This window comes from Psychrobacillus sp. OK028 (assembly GCF_900103605.1).
Taxonomy (GTDB): Bacteria; Bacillota; Bacilli; order Bacillales_A; family Planococcaceae; genus Psychrobacillus.
The window spans coordinates 14,673-39,073 of the sequence record NZ_FNHY01000001.1; the positions used below are offsets into that span (position 1 = coordinate 14,673).

13 protein-coding genes are annotated in these 24,401 nt (G+C 36.6%); 11 read left to right on the forward strand and 2 right to left on the reverse strand.

Translation table 11 applies throughout. The features are described 5' to 3' along the window. The first annotated feature begins 220 nt into the window (after positions 1–220). From BLR36_RS00060 to BLR36_RS00085, 6 genes are all read left to right on the forward strand, one after another. Positions 221–1,360, forward strand: coding sequence for a DNA/RNA non-specific endonuclease (locus BLR36_RS00060; protein ID WP_254771293.1), 1,140 nt, complete (start codon positions 221–223; stop codon positions 1,358–1,360). A gap of 625 nt (positions 1,361–1,985) precedes the next feature. Beyond that, positions 1,986–2,477 (forward strand): hypothetical protein, encoded by a 492-nt coding sequence (locus BLR36_RS00065; protein ID WP_093059160.1) that lies wholly within the window; start codon positions 1,986–1,988, stop codon positions 2,475–2,477. A 611-nt stretch (positions 2,478–3,088) separates the two neighbouring features. After that, positions 3,089–4,663 (forward strand): NlpC/P60 family protein, encoded by a 1,575-nt coding sequence (locus tag BLR36_RS00070; RefSeq protein ID WP_093059162.1) that lies wholly within the window; start codon positions 3,089–3,091, stop codon positions 4,661–4,663. Positions 4,664–4,854: 191 nt separating this feature from the next. After that, on the forward strand, positions 4,855–6,240 hold the full coding sequence (locus BLR36_RS00075) for a S8 family peptidase (RefSeq protein WP_093059164.1): 1,386 nt from the start codon (positions 4,855–4,857) through the stop codon (positions 6,238–6,240). Positions 6,241–6,463: 223 nt separating this feature from the next. Continuing rightward, the gene (locus BLR36_RS00080) at positions 6,464–7,936 is read left to right on the forward strand and encodes an S-layer homology domain-containing protein (protein WP_175453922.1); all 1,473 of its coding nucleotides are present in this window, start codon (positions 6,464–6,466) and stop codon (positions 7,934–7,936) included. Between the two features lie 151 nt (positions 7,937–8,087). Beyond that, positions 8,088–10,427, forward strand: a complete 2,340-nt coding sequence (locus BLR36_RS00085; RefSeq protein ID WP_093059168.1) for an S-layer homology domain-containing protein — start codon at positions 8,088–8,090, stop codon at positions 10,425–10,427. 144 nt (positions 10,428–10,571) lie between these two features. On the opposite strand, the gene BLR36_RS00090 is transcribed toward BLR36_RS00085, so the two are convergent. Further along, positions 10,572–13,040 carry an S-layer homology domain-containing protein gene (locus tag BLR36_RS00090; RefSeq protein WP_093059170.1) on the reverse strand — a complete coding sequence of 823 codons (2,469 nt, stop codon included), beginning with the start codon at positions 13,038–13,040 and terminating at the stop codon, positions 10,572–10,574. Positions 13,041–13,601: 561 nt separating this feature from the next. Here BLR36_RS00090 and BLR36_RS00095 point away from each other — a divergent pair. Together BLR36_RS00095 and BLR36_RS00100 are read left to right on the forward strand one after the other, a co-directional pair. Beyond that, on the forward strand, positions 13,602–14,102 hold the full coding sequence (locus BLR36_RS00095; protein ID WP_093059172.1) for a hypothetical protein: 501 nt from the start codon (positions 13,602–13,604) through the stop codon (positions 14,100–14,102). 18 nt (positions 14,103–14,120) lie between these two features. After that, on the forward strand, positions 14,121–14,978 hold the full coding sequence (locus BLR36_RS00100) for an immunoglobulin-like domain-containing protein (protein WP_093059174.1): 858 nt from the start codon (positions 14,121–14,123) through the stop codon (positions 14,976–14,978). Between the two features lie 540 nt (positions 14,979–15,518). On the opposite strand, the gene BLR36_RS00105 is transcribed toward BLR36_RS00100, so the two are convergent. Next, positions 15,519–16,406: a C40 family peptidase gene (locus BLR36_RS00105; protein ID WP_093059176.1), complete on the reverse strand. Its 888-nt coding sequence runs from the start codon at positions 16,404–16,406 to the stop codon at positions 15,519–15,521. Positions 16,407–16,621: 215 nt separating this feature from the next. Here BLR36_RS00105 and BLR36_RS00110 point away from each other — a divergent pair, with 215 nt between their 5' ends. The 3 genes from BLR36_RS00110 to BLR36_RS00120 all read left to right on the forward strand — a co-directional run bounded on the left by BLR36_RS00110 (position 16,622) and on the right by BLR36_RS00120 (position 24,208). Then, entirely contained in the window at positions 16,622–18,979 is a 2,358-nt protein-coding gene (locus BLR36_RS00110; protein ID WP_093059178.1) for a bifunctional 2',3'-cyclic-nucleotide 2'-phosphodiesterase/3'-nucleotidase, read from the forward strand. 477 nt (positions 18,980–19,456) lie between these two features. Then, positions 19,457–21,151 carry a DUF4855 domain-containing protein gene (locus tag BLR36_RS00115; protein ID WP_093059180.1) on the forward strand — a complete coding sequence of 565 codons (1,695 nt, stop codon included), beginning with the start codon at positions 19,457–19,459 and terminating at the stop codon, positions 21,149–21,151. A gap of 327 nt (positions 21,152–21,478) precedes the next feature. Then, on the forward strand, positions 21,479–24,208 hold the full coding sequence (locus BLR36_RS00120) for a phosphodiester glycosidase family protein (protein ID WP_093059182.1): 2,730 nt from the start codon (positions 21,479–21,481) through the stop codon (positions 24,206–24,208). Positions 24,209–24,401: the final 193 nt, after the last annotated feature.

A 24,401-nucleotide genomic window follows, 5' to 3' on the forward strand; every position in this document is an offset into this window, starting at 1 on the left:
CTTCGTCTGACCTTAAAAGCGAGGACTATAAGGACGTAATGACCGAGACATTGCCGAAAACAACGAGGACTCCTGAAGTCACGGAAACAGGCGAAGTCTCTTTTGATAGAACTGTAAGCGGATTCGACACAAAAACGAACAAAACGATACTTGGAGTGGAATTGGTTTTTCATTTCCTTCTTATTTCGATGTGTTAGACAAAGATTCTACGGAAACTTGGATGCACTATTACCCTGAAGAAGAAGATTATTATGCGTATATAGAGTTTCAAAGCGTAGAATATTTAGGGACAGAAGAAGATTTTTATAACCAAATATCTTCTAATCTTAAGAGTATCCTCGATAGTAAAGATTTTGCTAACAAAGAACTACAAAAATCAGAGAAAACCTCAATTGCGGGGTTGCCTGGTTGGACAATTACATACTTCGAATCTCATACAAAAGGAGATGAAGTAGTTTCTACTGGAATTGATTCATTTGTCTATAACATAAATACTGGGAAAATAATCTCAATTTCCCTTAGTTACGACAGCAATGACAAGTCACAATATGATTATTTAGGCGATTACAAGAAAGTATTGAAAACGGCAAAGTTGTTAACCGAACCTCTTAATAAAGAACTGTTCGCAGGATTCAAACTTATTGAAATTGATGGTGTCGATTTGTCTGGTTATCGTGAACCTAACGTCGTCGTTGACATTGGTTATGGGGATCGTGAATATTGGGCGTTTACAAATGAACACGGGCAACTAGTACGTGTCATTGCTGACGAAATCATCCTACAAGATGACAATAACGAAGCTGTAACATCGTCTGGCAGATACTATTCTGATGAGGCGAAAGTTCCTGGCGTCGAAAGAGACGATTTAGATGAAGGACATATCATTGCTGATTCTCTCGGAGGGGTATCGAATGCTTATAATATTACCCCACAAGAAAGTACGCTCAACCGACATGGTGATCAGGCTTATTTGGAAGACGCGATCCGTAAGGCAGGCGGAGCAAAGAAATTCGAAGCGATTATCACATATCAAAATACGAAAACGCAGATTCCTTCCAGTTATAAGTATACTTATACATTAAGAGGTAACGTAATTGTTGATACATTTGATAACGTGAACCCTGATAATGTAAACGAATCACTCGGTTTAACAGGCGGTGAATCGGTTGAATCAACTGAACCAGCTAGATCAACAGAATCAAACGCAAACGGTGATATTTCTAGCTTTGATACAAACGGTAATGGACAGGTCACAATCAAAGAAGCAAAAGCTGCAGGCTTTAGGATGCCTATAACGAGTGATCATTGGTTATACCCATATATGGACGATCGTGATGGGGACGGTATGGTAGGTGAGTAAGCCTCCTTGTGTGTGTTCAGGCACAACTGAAGTTAATTATCATATCATCAATAAAATTTGTACATCGAAAATATAATTATTTTTCACTAACGTAGTGCTTTACTTCAAGAAGGGGTAAAGCTTTTTTTATTGAATTAACGGTGCAGGTTAGTTGAATAAGAAGGTTTTTTTACGATTATGTGGAATAAGATAACATATGAAATTATTGAAGAGGTGGGTAAAATAGAAAAATTCCTAAAATGGTTTATGGCTTCATTTATATTGGGGATTGTAGGGCTAATAAATGGGTTAATTTTTACTGTTTATTTTGTAGGTAAATAATGTGTCTATTGTGAAAAAATATACTTAAGCTAACGGGTGCTTTACTTCAAGAAGGAGTAAATCTTTTTTTCTTATTGAAACGTTTATAAGTTTTACTGAAGGCATTGAGGTAAATCAAATTGAGACTTACTTTAAAAGATGTGGAAATAAACAAAATTTTACAGGTTTTGAGGAAAGAGTATGATGTGGCATTACAACACTTTATGAATATAGCGGACCGTTATAAAATTCCCTACACTATTAATAACGGTATCTCTATTTATGAATAGTGGTTTAAAATAAACAAATATATTGAGGTGAATTTATGTCTAATTATCAAAAAGAAAACTACGAAGAATTACGTTCCGTGGTTAGGCAAATTGGTCATTTGTTTGAACAAAAGGTGGAAATGCATATCGAGATTTTTAAACCTTCAATAAGAAAAATGATTCCTATTCCATTTATTTTTCAGAAAACGGATTTCAATATGTTAGTAGAAATGGGTAATGATATATTAAATGGTATTGAAAAATGTCAAAATAGAATAGAGATAATAATTGCCTATGAAAATCGCCAAAATAATAACATTACAATAGACATTCTAAACTATTTACAAGTATTTCATGAGACGCAGAGTAAATTATTACATATTGCACACGGACTAGACGAAAAAGCCAGAGGGATTAAATTAAATTATGACACTCACAGACACTTATGTAATGAATACGATAAACTGAATTCTATATTATACGGACATGGAGATTTAATGAATATTATTTCTTTGAAATTGAATTTTTTGCCTATTAAAAGTAGATGAGAATCCTTTATAAAAACTATAAGAGTTTCTAAAACTCGGATGATCTTTGGAAACTATCATTACAGTAAAGTTTGTCTAATTGAGAATGTATATTTTTTACTTTTCGTTTCATTAACCTTGTGAATTCCGAACAGGAAATCGTTATAAGCGCATACTTTTAATCCTTTCTATGTACTCATAATATAAAGCAACAATGATTTAAAAAACACTGGTTGAATTGGAATATATTACTACGGTTAGTTTTTGGTTTAGAGGTTATATATATATAGTGAGACTTTGGTTGGTAAGCCATTTTGTTTTCTCACTTAAACGTCTAAGCAATTTGCTTAGGCGTTTTTTCATTATTAAATATAATTTTGTTTTTTAAATTTGTTCTGGTCAAATTTTGTGCTCCCAACTGTTAGCAATTTAAAGAAACACAAACTTGAAGGTTGAATTATGTTTAGTGTTAAATGTAATGGATGCATAAATAAAGTGGGAAAAGTACATATATTAATTATCCAACTCATAATATACTCTATGAAGTTTACTACGTTAGAAGTATACTTATAGTAAAGCTATAAGATTTTCATTATTTCAATAATTATAATTGGAAACGTAGGAGGATATTCATGTTTAAAAAAATTATTGTTATCATTCTCACCCTCGGGTTATTCACAGCCCCATTAACTTTCGCCTCTGCAGCCCCAATCTTCAGTGATGTGACAGACACATTTGCATCTAAAGCGGAATTCGACTTTTTAGTAGCAGAAGGAATACTCACTCCAGATCCTACGTTGGAATATGGAGTGAACGAAGAGGTTACTAGAATTCAAGCAGTTGAAATACTAGGTAAGGCATTACAGTTAAATCTCGAAAATCGCCCTATTCCGACTTTTGTCGATATAGCGCCGGATGATCCAATGATGCCATTAATAGCTGCAATCGTGGATGAGAAAATTATGACAGGGAATGGCAAAGGCGAGTTTATGGCCAATGAAAAATTAACTCGTGCTCAGATGGCTCTCATTCTAACCCATGCATATAAGCTAGAGGGAACGACTAAATTTTCCTTCAAAGATGTACCAAAAACGTATATGGCTCATGATGCAATACAAGCATTGTTAGCCAATCAGATTACCAATGGTTATCCCGATAATACATATAAACCCGGAGCATTCATCACAAAAGCGCATTATCTTGTTTTCTTAGCACGTATTTTAAATCCTGACTTTAGAAAAGAATTTGTCTTAGCCCCACCACCAGCACCAACACCTGCTGCATGTGAAAAGCCAACGAAAACAAAAACGTACAAAGTAAACGTCCAAGCTACATCACTTTGGCATGTACCGAATAACACAAGAGCTGTAGATAAGCCATCGCTTTCAAACCCAGTCGATATTAGTAAATGGACAAAAGATATGACCTTAGCACAAAAATGGTGGCTAGTAGACAAGATAGATACGCAAGCCTTATACGGGGATGAAGTAACGATATTAAAAAGCAGTGGCAACTGGCACCGCATTGCGATAAAAGATCAGTACGTGCCCTATCAAAAGGAAGGATATCCTGGATGGGTGCCTAAATCACATGTAGTAGCAACAACCACCGATTTTACAGATTGCTCGATTGCTGTAGTTAAGGCTAAAATGGCACCACTCTATAATGTAGATAACAAGAAGAAATACATGGACATTAGCTACTCAACTATCCTACCGATCATTAAAGAAGACGGGGAATGGCTGCATGTGCAAACACCTGCAAATGGTGTGAAGTTGTTGAAGAAAAGTGATGCAAAAACGGCGAAGAAATATGCTGATATTCCAAAGCCAACGCAAAAACAAATTGTAGATGAAGCGAAACGATTCTTAAATCTTCCTTATCTATGGGCGGGTACATCCGCTTTAGGCTATGACTGCTCTGGAATTATTTATGCAGTGTATAAAAACCACGGCATTATCATACCAAGAGACTCTTTCTATCAGGCTACAAAAGGAACAGTAGTTTCGAAGAGTAAGCTTCAGCCTGGAGATTTGATATTCTTTGCAGGAAACGCTGGAAAAGGAAAAGTATATCACGTTGGTTTATATGTAGGAGACGGAAAAATGATTCATGCTCCAAATGCATCTTCCAAAGTGAAAATAGAATCTATTAATGCGGGAGCTTATGAAAAGAACTATGCTGGAGCAAGAAGATATATTAAATAAAAAAATTGATCCCCTCCAACTAAATTTATGGAGGGGATTATTTTATTCTTAATAAAGAAGACTCAAATATTCAGAGGGAAGTAACAAAAAAAATATTCATCTAGGCAGATTTACTCTTTATTTGAAGGGCTATTAATAGGATAATAGTGGTGGGTGAATGATTAGAAAGACATTAAATTTGAGGTGTAATCATGAAAACGTTTTTTAAAATAGTAATAATTTCTTTATCAATTATAGTCTCGCCGAGTATGGCTTTTGGGAATACGGATAAACAGGAGCAAACGGATAGAGTGATTGTGGAAATTACTGACCTAGAAGGCAAAAAAGATATTAAAAGCATCACTTGGCAGGAATTTGAGTCTATGAAACAATCGAAATCCTCCTTTTCGATATCGGCTACAGCCAGCACAGTAGAAATAATAGAACCAGATTATATTCGATCCATCGATTTAGTAAATGCTGCTAGTCAAGAACTATCAAATTGGGCAACAGAGCGAATTGGCATTCCAAATTTGAAATCGCAAATTCCTTTAACATCTAACAATATTACAGTGGCAATAATCGATTCCGGTGTAGATTATACGCACCCGTTGTTAGAAAATAGAATGGTGTCAGGCTATGATTTTGTCGATAATGATACAGATCCAATGGATGAGCATTACCACGGCACGCATGTAGCGGGAATTGTAGCAGAGTCTACAAATGAAAACATTAAAATTATGCCCGTCCGAGCTTTAGACGAGGAAGGGAATGGCTATGATTCAAATATTGCTAAAGGTATTTACTATGCAGTAGACCACGGTGCATCGGTGATTAATATGAGTTTCCAAGGAGCAAATTATTCGACATTTCTTGCTAATGCAATTAATTATGCTTTAGATCATGATGTACTGTTAGTGGCTTCTTCTGGAAACGATAGTTCAAACACGGATAATTATTACCCTGCATCTGAGCGGGATATAATAGTTGTCTCTGCTACGAATAAGTATGATAATCTTGCTAGCTTTAGTAATACTGGTAATTCTATTGATCTAGCTGCTCCAGGTGTGGAAATTTTATCGAGTATTCCTGGTAGCAAATACGGAGTGGCAAGTGGTACTTCGATGGCAGCGCCTTTTGTAAGTGGTATTGTAGCCATGTTAAAAATAGATAATCCTACCAGTACGTCAGAAGAACTAGAGCTAATATTGAAAACACATGTAGATGACCGAGGTGCATTATACTGGGATCCCTTGTATGGAGAGGGAATTGTCAATGTCTCTTCTTTTAAACATGTAAATTTAATACAAAAGGCTTTAAACTCAACCGGCTATGTAAGCTTACCTTCCTACGGGAATGTACGATTGGATAAAGAATGGACGATTAACTTTGACCGATCAATAGTGGATAAGTCTACTGTTGAAGTGAACTTATATGCAGTTGATCAAGTAATACCAGTTCAAGTTTCCTTTAATTCAAATCCAAAACAGTTAATAGTAAAAGGCTTGGACTTATATAAGCCAAATAGTAATTACCTTCTTGACATTAAGGTGAAAAATGGTAAAAGGTACTTGATGGAATTTAAAACAGAATCTTGATAAATAAAAAACCAACCCTAACTTATAAAATGAACGGAACCCCGAAAAACGGACACTTTTAAAAAAGTCTCTTTTCGGGTTTTTTTCTATGTAAAAAGCCCGTATTTAGTGAGCAGTTCATTTCGGAGGGGATATTTCTCATAAAAGGAACATTTTTTCCAAATTATTCACACAACACTCTACTAATCATGTAAACTTAACATAAATGAGGAGGGTATATAAAATGAAAAAAATTATTGCTATGGCTGTAATTCTACTATTACTTGGATCAAGTAACTCAGTATTTGCACAAGAACAACAATTTATTGATGTTAAATCTGACAACCAATTCAAAAACCATATTTATTATTTGTATGAACAAAACGTAATAAATGGGAAGGGACCAAATACATTTGCACCAAAAGAAAATGTGACTCGTGGGGAAGCAGCCTTAATGCTTGCAAGAGCACTTAAACTTAATACGACCAAACGAGAAACTGTTTTTTCAGATGTTCCTAGCCAAAAAGTTTCATCAGGTGCTGTTCAGTCGGCATTTGAAGCGGGAATTATTAACGGTAAAACAAAAACAACATTTGGTATAGACGAGCCAATTACTAGAGGAGATATGGCTTCCTTAATAGCAAGAGCATTTAAGCTTGTAGATGAAGAAGTAGTTCCATTCGAAGACGTCGCTATTAGCTCATCTGCCTATTCTTCTATTGGAAAGGTCTACGCTGCAGGTATCGCAGGAGGCTATTCTCCAGTTAAATTCGAAGTGAATAAGCCTGTTACACGCGAGCAATTCTCAGCATTCCTAGCAAGAGCTTTAAATGATGATTTACGATTATCAGTAAATAAATGCGGATATGATTCACAAAGCAGAGTAAATCCAGATCGAGAAACGATGAACTGTCTACTGACTGATGCCGCAAGAGATGCCAATATACCGCCTGAAATTGTTAAAGCAGTTGCAACTATAGAAAGTGGTTGGGTGCATTTCCAATCTAACGGCGAGCCTACTATGAATAGAGATATTGATGGCGATGGCAAGGGTGATGGTGGTATTGGCTTAATGCAAATCACTAATAATCCTAAATACGACGAAACAAAGTTAAAGTATGACTTAAAATACAACTTAAAAGCAGGAATTGAAATACTTCAAGAAAAATATAAATTAGATTTACCTAAAATCGGAAATCACAATCCTGCCGATTTAGAAAGCTGGTATTTTGCATTATTAGCCTATAATGGAACAAAAGCTGTAAACAGTCCATTTTATTCAGCTACTGGTCTGCCTAATTATACTGCTTATCAGGAAAAGGTATATAAAGCACTAAATGACTTCGGTCTTGTTAAAACGAATATCGGCTCAATAGATATGAAGTCAGTAGATTTCACATATAATGAGGCAACGGATTATAATATTATTTTCAATAAAAAGAACTATACGCTTTCTGGAAAAACTCCAAATCCATCTAAGGAATTATTAAAAGAAGGAGCAAAGGTGAAGTATAATAGTGGCAAAATGCGTAAACAACCAAGTACGCAATCAGCAGATATTTCCGTTCCAAACAATGCTGTATTTACTATAATTGCAGGTCCAGTAGCAGACAGCAACGCTTCTGCAAAAAACAATTTTGTTTGGTATCCAGCACAAACGGAAGTAAACGGGAAAAAAGTATCTGGTTATATCGCATCGTATCTCATCATTCAATAAGATGAGTATATATCCCTTGACCAACATGGTGAAGGGATATTTTTTTGACAAACTATTATAAAAATATCCTTCATTCGATTACTATTCAACCGGATTTCATTTAAAATAATAGCATGTAGACGATATATAGTTTATAAGGAGGTTTTAAAACTTGAATAACAAAAATAAAAAGTGGAAAGTAGCTATTGCAAGTGCATTAATAGCTAGTTCCCTTGTCATAACCGCTCCAATTGTAAATGCTGCAAGTCCATTCAAGGATCTTAAAAAAGGAACTTTTTCTTATGAAGAAATAGTGAACTTGGCAAATCGTGGAATTATCGGAGGTTATGCGGATGGCACCTACAGACCAGCTCAAGCGGTCACAAGAGGACAATCTGCTAAACTTCTTGCAGAAATATTAGACCTAGATTTAGATAATGTAAAGGATCCGAAATTTAAAGACGTTCCACAAACGCATCCTTACTACGCTCACATAGCCGCTTTGGCAAACCTGAAAGTTATTTCAGGCTATAAAAACGGAAATTTTGGTCCAAATGATAAACTAAAACGTAATCAGATGGCTAAAATATTATCTGAAGCTTTTGATTTCAATACAAAAACGGCAACCAATCTACCCTTTAAAGATGTAAATCCGAAAGACAAAGAAGCAAAATACATACAAGCCCTACTCGATATGAAAATTACAACAGGAACGACATCTACTACATTTTCACCAAATGGAATTGTCACACGTGGACAGATGGCAACGTTTATATATAGAAGTGATTTAGCGACGAAAGGGACTTACGTAAACGCGCAGATCAAAGATATAAATAAAGGAAATCTAATTACAACAAAGGGTACATATCCTATTTCAGATTCATTAAAGAAGACACTTTTAACTGAAGAGAATATAAACGTATTAATAGGAGCAGAAATAGATGCTCGTCTACTAAGTGGTATTGTATCAGGCATCGACAGCTTAGTTGTAAATGCATCAGGTAATTCCGTGGATAATTTTATATTAGACGGTAAAAACACTAAAATTAGCGGCAATATTACCGTTCAAGGAGATAATGTTCGACTCAAGAATGTGGAGATATCAGGTGATTTCACTGTTGGTGCTAGCATTCAAAATAGCTTTACTGCAGAAAATATTACAGTCAAAGGCAATACCTATTTAAATAATTCTATAAGAAGTATAAATTCAACAATCGTATTTAAGGACAGCACTTTATTGGATGTTTTTGCAAACAAAAAAGGTGCATCGCTAATCTTGGAAGATAGAACAAAAGTAAGAAATATTGAAATCTCCCAAAATACCAATCTTTTTGCAGAAGATAAAATGAAACTAACTAATGTAAAAGTTAAGGGTAGTGCAAGTGAAGTGGACATAAATGCACCTGTAACTAATTTAGAAATTACGTCTAGCAATCAAATTTACATGGCTGGCACTGGACTAATAACAAATATGTATGTAGACACAGCATCTCTCGTTAATATATTAAACACAGGCAAGATTAATAATTTATTCACGTCGAGAAATAGCTGGATATATCTAGGGACTAATACAAGTATCTTAAATCTAGATCTTCCTTTAGGAATGAGTGGAAATGAAGTTATTTATAACTTTTATAATGTGTTAAATAATATTCAAAAGATCAATGGTAAGAAAAATACAGATTATATGAAGCCAACAACGCCACCTACTAATCCTACTCCGCCACCAGTAAGTAAGGTAGAGGCGAGTGTCATTATCGATCAAATAAACGCATTAAATAGATACAGAAGCACCTATATATCAGATGTAAGATCTGCGCGTGCAGCATATAATTCATTAGCAGCAAAAGAGAAAAAGGCAGTTAATAATCTTTATGTACTAGAACTCGCAGAGCAGACCATTATCTCTAATAACGACCAATTAAAAGAAGCGTTAAATAACCAATTAGACTATATTGTATTAGCCAATGACATCATTTTAACGCAGTATGCAAAAATAACGTCTCCAATGGAGATTAACGGCAACAACAGAACAGTAACGCTTCAAAACCAAACTGCTTTAACAGATCCAACAAGAAACTCAGCAATAGTTGTTCAAGCAAATAACGTAAAGATATCAAACCTAACTATTGATGTTTCATTATCTAGAAATGCAGCGAGACTTCAAACACAGCCAATGTACATCGGTCTAGAAATCGACAACAAATCGGGTATCGTTTTAGACAACATGACGTTTAGAAACGGTCATGCTGGTATCTTTGTACAGGCAAAAACAAACGATGTTAGAGTTACTGCAACCAACATCACAACAAACAATCACTCCGTCGGTGGTATTGGCATAAACGTATTAAATCCACACAATGTAACACTAACCATTAAAGCAGACGGAAACAGCCATACACCTACAACAAAACCTGCCATTTGGGCGGAAGGTGGAGGCAATATCAACGTTACAGACCAAAGATACATTCCAAGCCTAGTTGGCAATGAAATACACTACTATAAACAATAATAGATTTCGAAATATAAAATTCCTTCACATGGAGCAATATAAAAACTATACTTTTACTCATGTTTTGAATGCAATTCACATGAGCCCAGTAAATAGCAAGTGCCCCCTAACTATGTTAGGGAGCACTTGCTTATTTTAATAAAGTTATTTATTAATAGTTACTCCAGTTTTTTGAGCTACTCCAGCGCCATCTTTAATATCAATTGAGTTACTGTCGATTGTAGTCAGCTTAGAAACTGCAGATGAATCTGCAACTGTTAATACCAGTTTACCATTTACTACTTTGAATGCATCAATAGCAACTGTAGCACCATTGTTATCGAAAAGTTTTATTTCATCTTTAATGTCTGCACCATCTTCAAGTACTATAGCCTCTGAATATGTTACAGTGATTTCTTTTAGTTCTGTTGCTACAATTGATTTCGCTTCAGGAGCAGTGTTGTCTGTGACATCTACAGAAGTGGTGAATGCATTATTTACCTTGTTATCTAATGTTTGTACACCTGTTACTTGGAAGATTGCTTTTGAATCACTAGCAGTAACAAATCCTGCAGGAAGTGTAATTTTCACTTTAGTTTGATCCACTACACCTAAACCGTCTTGTACAAATACGATTTTTGTATTAGTAGGTAATGTTTTACCATTCAACTTGTAAGCGGAAGCATTTAGCCCAGAAGCAGAACCACTAGCTTTGACTTTTTCACCAAAGTCAACTGTAATTTCGTTACTAGTAGCTGTTGCTCCTTTGATAGAGAAAGTGGTTTCAATAGGAGTTTCTGCATCTGTAACTTTTACTACAACAGATTTCGCTTGTGATTTATTTTTTGCGAGTGAATTATCTACCACTAAACCTTCAGCAAAATCAAATGTATAGCTATCTGCAGTTGCAGCAGGTTTGAAAGTATATACAATCTCTTTTGCATTTGTTTCTGAAATTGCTGCTGTAGCAATATTATTAAATGATAGAATCTCATCCTTTGAGTTAACTACTGATATTTTAGTAGTGTCTAAAGCTGATACTTCTTCATTATATGAAACCGTGAAACCAGTAACTTTTCCGTCTTTCACAATGTTTTCAATTTTTTGGACAGTTGGAGCTACAATATCTTTAGAAATAACTACTGATTTAGTAATATCTTCTACATTTGTGTTTCCTAGAGAATCTTTAAGAGCACCTTTTGCTGCAGTAAGTGTTACCGTATCAGAGTTACCATTTTTGAATAGGTAAGCATCATTTAACGTAACTAGATATTCTTTATCATTTTTAGGATTCACAGTCGTAGAAGAAACAACATTAGAATTAAATGATCCCACTTTACCTGTAAGGACAAGTTCATTATTTTCCAGTGCTTCATCAACTGTTACTGTTAATGTTTTTTCGCCAGTTGAAACAACTTTTGTAATAGAAGGAGCTACATTATCAACATTAACTTTTAGATTTGTTGTTTGTAGATTTTTTACATTACCAGCTACATCCTCCACATTGACTACAGTAATTTCATGGTTTTTAGAAGCGTCAAGGTCTACTGTAAATGTAGCGGTTTTACCATTAATCGATTTTGGAGCATAGTTTTGACCAGCAACTTTGATGAATTCAAGTGATTTAATCTCTTCGTTGAATTCTAATGTAACTAACTTTACGTTTTCATTTGTACCTTTAACTGTAGCAGTTGCAGATCTGACAATAGGTGCAGTAGTGTCATTGACGTTTACAGTTTGGTTTACTGGTTTTACATATGCGCCATTTGTACCCTTTACTGTTTCAAAAGGAACAGCAATCGTATAGTCACCTTTAAAGAATTCTCCTGCAGTTAGTGTTAACGTTTTACCATCTTCACTTAGTGTTTGCGTAACAGTCCCAGGAGATTTTGCTCCAGATCCTGTTTTTACTTGAATTACGTCAGTTTTTAAAGAATTTTGTAAAGTAGCAGCGTCAACTGGAGAACTGAATATTACTTCAATAGTTTTAGCGTTGACCGCTGTTACAGATACAACTTGGGTAGCAAGAGGTGCAAGTTTTTCAGCGCGATAAACAAATAGAGCAAATTCTCCACGAGTGATGGATGCAGTAGGAGCGAAAGTTGTTCCAGTTTTACCATAAGTAATTCCATTCGCAACTAAAGCATCTACAAAACCATCCCAGTTACTATTTACATCTGTAAATTTATTTTTAGTAGTTCCAGCTTTTAAGTTATATGCGTTAGCAATTATTTTAGCCATTTCTTGACGAGTAATTTTAGCATCTGGTTGGAATGTTGTCGCTGTTTTTCCAGAAACAATTTTTTGTTCTACAAGGGCATTAACGGCACCAGCAACACGTGCATTTACATCCTTGAACCCAGCCGATGGGGCATTAGTTGTGTTGAGTTTCAAGGCGTTAGCGATCATCACAGCTGCATCTCCACGAGTAATTGAGGAAGTTGTTCCAAAGGTAGTGTCGGTTGTTCCTTTTGCAATCTTATTAGTAACTAAATAATCTACTGCAACTTTGTAAGTAGAACTAACGTCTGAGAAGGCTGCGGCAGATACTGATGGAACTACTGCAGACGCTACCATAGTAGCTGTTGCCGCTGTTGCTACGAACTTTGAATAACCGTTATTTTTTTTCGCCATTAATATTTTCCTCCTATGTACCCTAAAAAGGGTGTTTTATATATACTCTAGTAGTTATAGAATATATTGGTATTGTTCATCTACCCTTCTTTTACACTATTAAAACGCTGAAAGTAAATAGGTGTTAAATACCTAAAAGTCATTAGTTTTTATAGCGTATTATGTAATTTAATTAAATAATAGAAGGTGAAAAAACCTAAAATAACTATTAATGGTAAAGTTTAAGTTTTCTTTAATTATTTTTTATTTTGAAAAAGATGTAAAATAATTTATAGATTCCGAGACGGATAATCTTATTTTAGTTGAATTTCTACTATAGAATAGTACTAACTTAAAACTTCCGGAGATTTTGAAGTACATTTTTCTCTTTGCAATAAAACAAATGAGGATTGGACAAAACCTCCCTCAAAATAATAAGCCCCGAAAATATTACGAATAGTAAAGTTTTCGGGGTTTTGTATTTGGTTTATGAATGATAGATAAACTTATCAATTAAAAGCTGTTAATAAATGTAACTTAACTTTAAGTTTTCCGTCAAATAACTATAAAGGGGGACGATAGGTGAACATCAGAACTGCACTTTACGTATCTGGACTAACCTTACTCTTATTGACTGGCTGCTCAAATTCAACTACACGAAACGATGTGGGTTTTGCTGTAGTAGCCTCTGAAAAAAAATTACCTACGAATTTCAGTGAACTTTCCTATAAACGGGAGGAAGCTCCATCTTATGAATATCTTGTTCAAATCGCAAATTCTAAAGACGCATTAACGGATTTAATTCAACTAACCTACGAAATGCCCAATATAGATCAGGAAAAAGAAGACTTCCTTTTAATTAGCTACTATGAATCTGGTAGCTGTTCTACAGTAATAGAAAATATTGAGTATGATAACACAGAAAATTTGAATATCATGTTAAAAAACTTAGTGGGTTTTTGTACCGCAGATGCTATGCCTCGAACAAATATTATTATACTTGATAAGGAAGTCAGCCAAAGCCTAACACATGCAAGCATTTACGAAAGTGAAACAACAACAAAAGTTCCAATCCAAAAATAGAATGGAGGACTTCATCATATGAAAAGATTACTAGCCATTGGAATTTCCATTCTTCTTCTATCGAGCTGCAATCCAGCAAAGGAAAGTGTGGAAGTAGAAACTACCAATTCCATAGGAACCTACCAAGAACTGTACATACCTAAATTTGCAAGAGTCGTCAATGACGGTACGAGTCGTAACTCAACTGGAAACGTCTTTATACGATATGGAATATCACGGGGAGGGAGTGCGATTGAAGTATATCCTGGAAGTACCTATGAACCAGATTTACCTGACAAATTACAAAAAGGCTATGTCATGAAAGTAGTGTTAGAAGAAGTTAATCGACACGCAGAGAAACCACTACTAATCGATAAAAAGACAACGAGTAATTTAGAAGAAGCATCTGTCAAAATACCAGACGAACCTGGCAAACTTTACCGTTATACTTTAAAAGTATATGACAAAGACGGAAATTTAAAGGATACGAGATATGATCCGCTATATACAACCTTCGAAACATATAATATGGCACTTAAAATCATGAAAGATCAATACAAACCAAATGAACAAGTTACGTTCATAGTAGAAAACTGGGGACCAAACCATCTTTCCTACGGGACAAACTGGAATCTATACAAGCAAGAAAAGGATAAATGGGTGGAAGTAAAACGACAACCGCAAAATGATGGTTTCCTAGGACCAGCACTGATCCATACAGCATGGTCAATGACCTATCTAGACATAGAGGATGAATCAACATTACTAACACCAGGTTCCCATAATAGTGAACTGCTAACTGGCTATACACTAACAAAAGGCACCTACAAACTAGCACTCAATGCCGGCTCAGCAAAACATAAATATGTGCTAGAGGATACCTTTATAGTTAAATAATTAGTAGAAACCACGGTATGCTGTTGACTTTCACTCCGGTCGGACGCTTTCCGTGGGCACGGCTCGAGCCTGTAGTCTCTCACTCGTGCTTTCCCACAGGAGTCGCCGACCTGCGTTACAATCAACAATAACCACTTTATACAAGGAGATTTAAATATTTTATCACCTAAATAAGTTACTCTATCTAAATTCTGCTTTCGTCTATAAGGGGATAGCATTTATAACTTTTAAAAGATTACAAGTAATTTATGTTAACCACTAAAATTTATCCAAACATTTTATCCTAGCGATAGGCTATGCAATATCTTATAGTTGAGTACCACTCACTTAATTGATTGGAGTGCAAGGCGGCGACTCCAGCGGGAACAGCGAGACAGCCGAGATCCCACAGAGAGCGAAGCGAACGAGGAGGCTTGGCCTCGCCCGCGGAAAGCGTCCGCCTGTAACGGAAATCAGTAGTATTACTAAACACTGCAAGATGATTAATAGTCTAATCTCAAACAAAAACCCCTCTCACCAAAGTGAGAGGGGAAACTAGTATTATTTAATTCTTTCAATAAACATATTCAATTGAGATTTCGTTAACTGATCTGAAATTCCAAACGTTCCATCACCCATACCGCGAGTGATATTATGTTGTGCTAACACTTGAATATAAGGTGCTGCCCAATAACTAGCTGATACATCTGTGAATGAATAACTACCTGAACCGGCTTTAATATCAAATGCATTCACTAATACTTTAGCTAACTCTGCACGAGTTAAATGATTCGATGGATTAAAGTTACCGTTGTTATCCCCAGTAAAAATACCCGCTTCAGAAACCGCTTGAATAGCTTCAAAATATGCTGAGTTCGATTGAACATCATTAAAGTTAGAAGTTGTTTTACTTGATGATAAATTTAACTTGTTTGCAAGGACCATTGCTACTTCGCCGCGCGTCGCGTTTACTTCTGTAGACGCTGCTTTAACTTCAGTTGCTGCCTCTTCTGCAATACGTTTAGCGCCGATATACTTGCTTCCCCAATAATATGGATCATAGATGGATACTACGGAAACACCTTTAGAACTAGCTGAGTGGACCATCTTATTATCTCCTATGTATATACCTACATGAGAAACACCTTTCCCAGTCGTATTAAAAAAGACTAAGTCTCCTAATTCTAAGTTGCTTTTACTTACTGCTTTACCTTGTTGGTACTGAGACCCAGTATCACGTGGTAACGAAATGCCGATATCTTTGAATACTTGTTGAACAAATGCCGAACAGTCAAAACCGCTTGTTGAATTACCGCCGTACTTATATGGTGTACCTAAATATTTAAATGCTTCTGTTTTAATAGAAGATATGGGTGCTGCTTCCGTGGATTGAGTGCCAGAAAAAGTAATTAGTAAACTTAATACTATAAGTGAGATTAATTTCTTCATACTAAATTTGTGTTACTCCCTTCAATTGCTCTGAAGTTAGTCTAACATGAAGTAACCATTAATTAGTTTACAGTAATATTTCAATTTCATTACAAGATTCAAAAATAGGTTTAAAATACTGTTTTTTAGGTTTAATAGATTCTTAACCATAGTTTAACAATAATATTGTATAATTTAATAGATTCAGAATTCTAATAGTTGAAGGGGATTTGAGGATGACAGTTTGGAAGAAAGTAACAGCATCTGCACTTGCGTTAAGTTTACTAGCAACGAGTGGAGTTTCCAATGGAGAAGCTGCAAGTAAAGACCCAGGCGTAACAAGAGGAGACTTCATTAAAACACTTATTACGGGGATGGGAGTGGAGCTAGGGTCAGGAAGTTCATTAACATATAAGGATGTACCAAAAGATTTGGCACCTTATGTGGAAAAAGCTGTACAGTTAGGACTTGTTAAAGGAAAGTCAGCTAAAACATTCGCGCCTTCCGAAAAACTTAATCGTGAACAAGCATTTGTTATCGCCGTTCGTGGAATTGACACAGATAAAACGTTCCCGCAAGCAAATGTTAACAAATTCAAAGACAACAAAACGATTAGCAGAAGTCTTTTACCTGAAGTTTCTAAAGGAGTAGGCTTAGGCTTTTTCCTTGGATTTGCTGATAAAACGATAAAACCAGGTAAATTAGTTACTCCAGGGGAAATGAAAAACATCGTGCATCGCTTCCTAAAGGAGTATAGTCCGAGTAAGGCAAATTCTACGGTAGCACTTCGTATTTTAGGGACGACTGATATTCATACGAACATCGTCAACTACGACTATTATAAGGATGCTGAATCCAACAGTCTTGGACTGGCTAAAACAGCTACACTTATTAAAAATGCACGCAAAGAAAATAGTAATTCTTTATTGTTCGACAATGGAGATTTAATACAAGGAACTCCTCTAGGATCGTATAAAGCAAGTGTTGATAAATTAGTAGATGGGGAAGAGCATCCTTCTATTACAACAATGGAGCTTTTGGGTTATGATGCTGGTACATTAGGAAATCATGAGTTCAACTACGGTCTAGATTATTTAGATGAAGTACTAGATGATGCAGATTATCCATTCGTAAATGCAAACGTAAAGGATGCAAAAACAGGTAAAAACAAATATAAACCATACTCCATCATTACGAAAAAAGTAAAAGATTCAAAAGGCAAAGAAGTGTCCATTAAAGTAGGAGTTACAGGCATCGTTCCTCCAGATATTTTGAAATGGGATAAATCGATTCTAGAAGGAAAAGTAACGGTAGACGACTCTGTGGATGCAGTTAAATCCGTTATCCCACAAATGAAAGCACAAGGAGCAGAAGTCATTGTAGTGCTTTCTCACTCAGGTATGGGGGATGCTGTTCATACGAAAGGCGAAGAAGACGTTACGTATTTATTAACTAAAGTGACTGGGGTAGATGCTATTGTTACAGGACATGCTCATCAAGTGTTCCCAGGTGCATATACGAATCTACCAGGTGTAAATACAGCGGAAGGTACGATAAATGGAGTACCGGTTGTAATGCCAGGTAAATTCGGAAGCCATTTAGGGGTAATCGACTTAACTTTAGAGAAAAAAGGCTCGAAGTGGAATGTAGCAAAATCTAAAGCAGAAGTACGTGCTATTCAAAAGGATGCGAGCGATGTAGATCCTTCTGTCGTGAAAGCAGTGAAAGAAGCACATGAAGGAACGTTAGAGTATGTACGTAATCCAGTGGGAACAACAACGGCAGACATTCATAGCTACTTCTCACAAGTACAAGATGATCCGTCTATTCAAATCGTAACAGATGCTCAAAAATGGTATTTAGAGAAAAAAGTAAAAGGTACTGCAAATGAATCCCTACCAATTTTATCAGCAGGAGCACCTTTTAAAGCTGGTACACGTGGTGATGCGGAGTACTATTCATTCGTACCAAAAGGTGAAATTGCTATTAAAAACGTAGCAGATTTATATTTATATGATAATACGTTAGCGGCATTGAAAGTTACTGGAGCGGACGTAAAAGAATGGTTAGAAATGTCAGCAGGACAATACAACCAAATTAGTGCAACAGCATCAGGAGAGCAATCGCTTATCAATACAGAGTTCCGTTCGTATAACTATGACGTAATAGACGGAGTAACGTACGAATTTGACGTAACACAGCCAGCTCGCTACGATGCAGAAGGCAATCTAATCAATGAAAAGGCAAGTCGTGTGAAAGAATTAAAATATAACGGCAAAGCAATTGATCCAAAACAAGAATTTTTAGTAGCTACTAATAACTACCGCGCAAACGGGAAATTCCCTGGCGTACGAAATAACACCGAAGTAATCATGTTCCCAGACGAAAATAGACAAGCAGTGATCGACTACATTCTAGCAAAGAAAACAATCGATCCATCGGCAGATGCAAACTGGAAATTCTCAACGCTTCCGGCAACAGCAAATGTCGTATTCGAATCATCGCCATCCGCACAAAAAGTACTATCAGCGGGTAGCCCGATCAAATACGTAGGTCCAGGAACAGACGGCTTCGCAAAATACTCTTTAAAATAACCAAATTAATTCAGATCTCCTAGAAATAGGAGGTCTGTTTTTATATACTGAAAGAAAACTGGGAGTGCGAGAGAGTTTCGATTCAATACGAGAGAGCCACCCCTAAATCCCACTCTATACGAGAGAGCCACCCCTAAATCCCACTCTATACGAGAGAGCCACCCCTAAATCCCACTCTATATGAGAGAGAATAGAGTCTTTGCGAGAGAGCCACTAACCTATACGAGAATGAGAATTCTATTCGAGAGAGATTCCCAGCTATCCAAGAGAGGCACCCGGAAATCCACTCTATACGAGAGAGAAAAGTGTTTATACAAGAGACCCACTAACCTATACGATTACGGCACCCCCTTTAAAAATGAGATCCCACACAATTTTTAGCCCCACACACCTATTTTTTTAGGGATAAAGTTCCCTTTACATAGTATAAAAGTATTGAGATAATAAGGATGCACTGTAAGATTTAAGGGGGACAACATGAAATTTACTAAAACCGTACTATTATTTATACTAGTTTTTGCATTGGGCCTTGGGATTTCAGTACCATCAGCACAAGCGAATTACTACAAAGACGTCAATTATACATACTGGGCATACAACGACATTAACTTTTTATCTAAACATAATGTCATTAAAGGATTCCAAAACCAACAGTTTCAACCAGGCGTAACGATTAAACGAAAAGATGCTGCCGTCATGATGGTTCGAGCCTTAGAGCTTCAGGAACTAGGAGAGCAGGAAGTATCTTTAGCAGATATGACTGTAACATCACCTGGATATGTGGAAGTAGAAATGGCGATGTCTCGTGGTTGGTTCTCAACCACAGATGGAAAATTTCAACCCGATGCAGTGCTGACTAGAGACGAAATGGCAAAAGCTCTAGCAACAGCATTCGGATATGAAGGAGATGGAAACTCCTATTTCATCGATGTTCCAATAGAAGATTCCTACTACCCGTATATAGACGCCATTCTTTATCATGGTGTAACTGAGGGCTATAACGACAAAACGTATCGACCATTAGAAAAGGTAACACGTGCACAATTTAGTGCATTTTTGTCTCGAGTTTTTCATCAACCGATCGCCTATGAAATCAAAGTCAACGGGGAAATTGTAGAAACGGTGCAATCACTAGATACTGCGATTGAACATGCTAACTACTATGAGGGAAGCAGCGTACATCCTGCTAGCCACAAATTTATGTCCTTCTCGCAGGAAATTGCAAATAACGATAAAACAGGTATAAAAGCCGGCGCGTTAATATACAATGGCTACGGAGAAAATGATTCATTCACGCCGGAATTCTTCAGACCTTATCTTTCTTATCAGACTCCAGCAGGTAGCAGTCAAACAATGTTCGACACATTTATTGTGCTAGGAATACGCTATGATGGGGGTCAATTTGCAGAAACAGCTTTAAACAATGCAAACTATGCAGAGTTTCAAGGATACCTAGATAGAACATTTGCAAGTAATGGGGCCCTAAATAACCTAAATATTGCTGCAAGTTATAATAACCAAAAAGCGGATGTATATATAGCAATACCATATCCAAAACGCACCGAGGACATCGTCACACTAGATGGCATATCATTAACCAATGATGTCTATTCACGCTATGACTTAGCTAAATGGTATGTTGATCAGGTGATGAACAAAATGCAGCAAAGTAACTATAGCAGCCTAAACTTTAAAGGTTTCTATTGGATGAATGAGACAGTAAAGGTAACAGAAGATGAAGTAATCATATCTTCTCTGGCAAGCAAAATTCAAGAAAAAGATCTATTTTTCATATACGCGCCACATGCAACCTCCACAAACTTCAAAAAGTGGAGAGATTATGGATTTGATGCAGCATTTTTACAACCAAACGCATTCAGAACCAACGTTGCTAATAAAACTGAACGACTCCATCGTGCATTTGTAAATGCTCAAATATACGGCAGTGGCATCACCATGGAGATAAACTCATACGGAACACCTGAGCAAGCAGAGCAAGGAGTCGAAGCTTTTAATCTATACATGGATTTCGCAAAACGCTACGAACTCTCTAAAAAAGGTATGATCTTTTACCAGGACCGTAACATGATATATCGTATGGCAACATTCCCATATCCCGTATATCAAAACTGGTACAAACAACTAACCGAAACATTCTTCCCAGTACAATAAAATTGTTGCCTTGTAGAGATTAACTCTCTATAGGGCTTTTTTTCGCTCAAAAAGTTGTTTATGGGCTATATTGGTCTACTTAAGGGCTATCTTAACGGGTTTATGGGCTATATTCACAAAAGTTTGGGCTATACACAAACTGCTGCGCTATATATGGATACTATAGTAATTATTTACCATTAGACTCCAAACACCCCACAAACAATCACAACTCCTCCAATTCCAACAAATTTAAAATTTCCATAAAAAAGGGTCGAATGTTCGATGAATGGAAACTACTTGGAAGTTATAATAGTAATAGATTAGAAGAGGAGGACCATTTATTACATGCAAAAAATTCTTAATTCGACAAAACTACTACTAGTCACGGTTCTATTGCTTGCACTTCCAGTTACCACATCTGCTGCAGTTGTTGATCAGCAGAAAATTTCAGGAGGCGTAGACTATGAGTACAAGCAAGAAACAGTTTCTCAAAACCCACAGGCCATTCGAGTATTAACAACTAATTTAAATGATCCCTATACAAAAGTGGATGTTGGTATACCTAATCCACTAAACAGATTAGCTAGAGTAACGGCACAGGCAAATGCATATACTGGACCCGGACAGCAAGTAGCTGGAGCTATAAATGGGTCGTTTTTCAGTGGGGACCTTCTGCCTATGTATTTAATCTCTTATCGCAATAAGCTAGTCAATGCTGGAATTATTGCATCTGGAAAAGATCAATACGTGAACGAGCCACTTGCATTTGGTATCGATGCGAACGGTAAAGCTAAAATAGATACATATAATTTAGATTTGGCTTACACACATAATGGAATAACAACGGAAATTACGAGTACAAACAAACAACGTACGAACGACAATACCATTTTATTTACACCAATCTTCCCAGGAGGAACTACTAAAACAAATCCTTTTGGAATGGAAGTAGTAATTTCGGGGGTACCTGGAGCGGTAGATTTGGAATTTGGAGAGACCTTGACGGGTACAGTTTCTCATATTCGTCCATACGGCACAGACGAAGTAACGAAAATTCCAGCTGACGGCTTTGTACTTTCAGCACACGGAACAGCAATGGAAGATTTGAAAAAAATGAATATAGGTGACCCTGTTACTATAAATACAGGTATCGACCAAATGTGGATGGGTGCTTCATTCATGTTGACATCAGGTCCAATGCTAGTGAAAGATGGAAATGTCGGTCTATCAATGGATCCTAATTCTAGTAAAGCAAGAGAACGTGCACCAAGAACGGCGATTGCCATTGACAAAACAGGTACAAAAGTTTGGATGGTAACAGTGGATGGACGCCAATCCGGCTATAGTACTGGTATGAGTTTAAATGAATTTGCTCAATATCTAAAATCCATGGGTGCTTATCGTGCACTTAACTTAGACGGTGGTGGATCGACTGCAATGGCAGTTCGTAAGCCAGGTGACACGAACGTGTCATTGTTTAACAAGCCTTCCGATGGTACAGAAAGAGCAGTATCCACTGTTTTATATGCTCTTTCAACTGCACCAAAAGGAAATGCACAGTATATTACAGCAGAACTTTCTAAAGCTGGAGTCTATTTAAAAGGAACAAAAGGATCAGTAAAAACAGGCAACGTTATGGACCAATACTACAATCCATTAACAACAGATGCTAAAGCATTTTCTATCTCATCGGCATTAGTAACACCAAGTGGTATGAACTTCACAGCAGCAAAAGCAGGTAAAGGTACAATTGATGTGAAATACGGTACAGCAATAAAAGCTATCCCATTTGAAGTAGTAGAAAATGTAACAAAAATCGAACCATCAGAAGCAAGTGCAACAATTCGAATGAATGCTAAAAAAGATTTCTCCGTAAATGCTTACGATGCACAAAATCGTAAAATAATTTTCGATTCTTCGCTTATTAAATGGGGAGTCTCGGGAGCAATTGGTACAATCTCAGCAAGCGGGCAATTCACTGCTACAAACAAGGAAGCAAAAGGAGCAGTGACAGCAACGCTAGGTGGTAAAACTGTATCGATTCCTGTAACTGTAAGTGGGACAACTGTACAACTGGACTCAATGGACAGTATCACGAACTGGACTGCATCAGCAGCAGAAGGAACAGCATCCATTGCAAAAAATAGTACCAAGGAAATCCCTTATGAAGGTTCAGGAGCTTTAAAACTTCAATACAATTTCTTAAATAAAACAGGAACCTCTGCAGCCTATATTAATGCAGCGAAAACGATCTCTACAGGGGATGTTCCCGTACAAATTGGCATGCGTCTATACGGAGATGCAAGTAATTCATGGGTCCGCGGAAAAATAGTAGATGGAAAAGGTACAGAACATACGATTAATTTCACAGAAGAAAACGGTCTGAAGTGGAAGGGGTGGAACTTCGTTAAAGCTGACATTCCTACGGGTGTTACAGCACCAGTAAAACTAGAACAAATTTATATTGCTCAACCATCAGGAACAACAAAAACAGCTGGAACTATTTTGATCGATGATGTAAAAGCTATTTACACAGATTCATATAAAGAGGCCCTATTCAAAGATACAGGATTAACATTCCGTGCTGAAAAAGAAATTGCAGACTTAGTAAACAAAGGAGTAATTGGAGGATATCAAGATGGTAAATTTGGTCCTTATCAAGAACTAACCCGTTTACAAGGAGCAATCCTACTTGCTCGTGCACTTGATCTACCTACTACAAATGTCCAAGATCCTGGATTCAGCGACATGCCAGCAGGTATTAACTTCTACGAGGAAGTAGCAGCAGTAGCAAACGCAGGTATCATCAAAGGGAAAGATGGTGGTGCGAAGTTTGACCCAAGTGGCAAATTAACTCGTGCAGAAATGGCAGCAATCCTGCAACGTGGATTCAAACTACCACTTAGCGACACAAACTACTTCTCGGACATTAAAGGCAGTTTCGCTTACGATGCCATTAACTCGCTAGCTAAAAACGACATTACGCAAGGTATCGGAAAAGGAAAATTTGGTCCAGCTCAATACATCACAAGAGTAGACTTTTCCGTATTCTTGTACAGAACATTAAACAAGTAGATTTATAGAAAACCGAACTCGAATGGCCACTAATAAGGGGGCTGTTCGAGTTTTTTATTTTGGAGGAAAAGAGTGTAGGTGCACTGATGGACCTCTACCTATTTTAACTAGCTAATTCCTTACAATCGAACAATAATGTTCTGGTGTTTTTTAACAAGTTCATTTTTCACATAAAATCCATAGTCTAATTTTC